The organism is Endozoicomonas sp. SESOKO2 (genome assembly GCF_024606245.1).
GTDB lineage: Bacteria > Pseudomonadota > Gammaproteobacteria > Pseudomonadales > Endozoicomonadaceae > Endozoicomonas_A.
Map to the genome: position 1 here is coordinate 1 of NZ_JAHHPQ010000808.1, position 1,022 is coordinate 1,022.

At 45.1% G+C, this 1,022-nt stretch carries 2 protein-coding genes; both read left to right on the plus strand.

Annotated elements, in window-relative coordinates; translation table 11 throughout:
• The first annotated feature begins 275 nt into the window (after nucleotides 1–275).
• Complete coding sequence (locus tag KDK17_RS19030; protein ID WP_257288820.1) at nucleotides 276–533, plus strand: hypothetical protein; 258 nt, start codon at nucleotides 276–278, stop codon at nucleotides 531–533.
• A partial coding sequence (locus tag KDK17_RS19035; RefSeq protein WP_257288821.1) for a hypothetical protein occupies nucleotides 527–1,022 on the plus strand: 496 nt, incomplete at its 3' end. The genes KDK17_RS19030 and KDK17_RS19035, both read left to right, overlap by 7 nt.

The window sequence follows — 1,022 nt, forward strand, 5'->3', positions numbered from 1 at the left end:
GCGTATCGAAAGAAGAACAATTTAACTTATTGAGCCACCACAATAATACATCATTAATTGAAGACGGTCTGAAACTGGTCGGTGGTAGTTCCGGGCTGGCAGTTTCTACCCTGATCAGTTACGGATTCTGGTACAGCATCTGCAAATCAACCGAGTAGGTATCTACCCATACGATTCGGTTTAGTCTGTCTGGTACAGAGCAAAATGAGTTACAAAAAGTCAATTCTTCTTTTTATAATCAACTCGCAGCCCTTATCACCTCCACTGAGATTGCTTTGGCCGGACACTTATCACTCTGGCCTCCGGATCAGCCCTGGTGGCAGCCTCTGAGATTTGTAAGAACAGGACTCGTTGTTTATAACACATACACTACTGACGACCCTCATTTTATACCCTTAATAGCTATGACTTACTTTACACGTGAGACAGTGGCAAGAACGGTAGCCGGAGCCTGTACCGTAGAGACTTTGAGCATCGTGCCAGACGTTCAATCCAACCTGAAGATTATACCTACAGTGAATATGCCATGGTGAAATCAGTCGCTGGCCTTATGGTCGCGACCATCGTTTATGACAAGTGGGTCACCAAAGGCTCTTCACATATAGAAGCAATCTTTCCTTATCTGGTGCTTGCTTCATTGGCAGAAACAATATTAGCAACGGTATCTTTTTCAGTATTTAATTCGGGCAATAGTAGTACAGTCAATGTAGAAGCAGAAGCCTTAGCCGGATCAATAGCCGAATCAATAGCCGGAGCCACAGTTGGAGTCACGGGAACCCTATCTTCTGAGGCCTTAAACCTGTTCCTTTTCGCAGCCGCATTCAGGACTCTGGTACTCTCCCTACCTGCAGTTGAATCGTTATCCGGAGTTGAAGACACTGTTCTGACTGGTGCAATGGCCGGACTCGCAATCGGAGCCGGAGTCATGGATCTTATGTTAATAAAAAAACCAGAACCGGACTCAAACCATTTATTGAGCAACGTCGCTATAATCTTGATTCATGCATTCACCCTTGCTCTGA